Source organism: Micromonospora sp. NPDC047753, from assembly GCF_040642735.1.
Lineage (GTDB): Bacteria > Actinomycetota > Actinomycetes > Mycobacteriales > Micromonosporaceae > Micromonospora.
On record NZ_JBEYSL010000905.1, the window covers coordinates 1 to 1018 of the forward strand.

The 1018-nt window shown below is 70.3% G+C and carries 2 protein-coding genes and 1 pseudogene; 2 read left to right on the forward strand and 1 reads right to left on the reverse strand.

Annotated features, from left to right (window positions below):
* Positions 1-92 (reverse strand): annotated as a pseudogene (locus ABZ749_RS35650) (glycerate kinase); the annotation flags it as partial.
* A 1-nt stretch (position 93) separates the two neighbouring features.
* On the opposite strand from ABZ749_RS35650, the gene ABZ749_RS35655 reads away from it, so the two are divergent.
* Together ABZ749_RS35655 and ABZ749_RS35660 are read left to right on the forward strand one after the other, a co-directional pair.
* Complete coding sequence (locus ABZ749_RS35655; protein ID WP_357235875.1) at positions 94-315, forward strand: hypothetical protein; 222 nt, start codon at positions 94-96, stop codon at positions 313-315.
* A 231-nt stretch (positions 316-546) separates the two neighbouring features.
* Positions 547-888, forward strand: a complete 342-nt coding sequence (locus ABZ749_RS35660; protein ID WP_091398247.1) for an RNA polymerase-binding protein RbpA — start codon at positions 547-549, stop codon at positions 886-888.
* Positions 889-1018: the final 130 nt, after the last annotated feature.

The following is a 1018-nucleotide window of genomic DNA, read 5'->3' on the forward strand; positions in this document are numbered from 1 at the left end:
TTGGTGCCGGAGCCACCCAGCCCGATCACCACGGTGCGGGCACCGCTCTCCACCGCGGCGGCCACCAACAGACCCAGCCCGTACGAGGTGGTGGTGGCCGCCCAGCGCGACACGCTCACCGCCGAGCTGACCGTGGCCCGGCAGGCCGCGGCGACCGCCGAGGGTCACCGCACCGCCCTGACGGTACGACTCGACGCCGCCGAGACCGACCGGGATCTCGCGCAGCGGCGGGTGGCGCAGCTCGGTGACCAGGTCAGCGACCTGGCGTTGGCGCTGGCCCGCCTCGGCGCCACCAGTGCCAAGGACGCCACCTGACGATCGTGGCGCAACCTTCGGTAGGCTCAAGCGGTTAACCACCCCGGTGGCAGCGGACACGCACCGCCGTCCCGACCCGCCTGGGGATCACCTCACCGGGTGAGCGTCCCGGCCGGCTACCCTTGGTCCCGGCCCACCCGTGGACGCCTCACGCCCTCGGGCGGGAATGGCTCGACGGGGACGCACCGTTACACCCAGAAGACCAGCACCACGAACGAGGGGAAGTCGATCATGGGCGAGCGTATGCTGCGCGGAAGCCGCCTTGGCGCGGTGAGCTATGAATCCGACCGCAACACGGAGCTCGCGCCGCGTCAGACCCGCGAGTACCTCTGCGCCAAGGGCCACCAGTTCGAGGTGCCGTTCGCCGTCGACGCCGAGGTCCCGACGACCTGGGAATGCAAGTTCGACGGCAGCGTCGCCCGACTCGTCGACGGCAACGAGCCGGAGCAGAAGAAGGCCAAGCCCCCGCGTACCCACTGGGACATGCTTCTGGAGCGGCGTTCCATCGCCGAGCTGGAGGACATCCTGGAGGAACGCCTGCAGGAGGTTCGGACCCGCCGCGGCCGCGCCTGAGCCGCACGACGTACGACGACGGCGCCCCCGGGGAGAACCCCGGGGGCGCCGTCGTGTCATGTGTGTGGGGTGGTGTGAGAGATCGGTAGAGCGTCGTGGAGGGTAAGAGTGTGGGGTTGCTTGTGTAGAT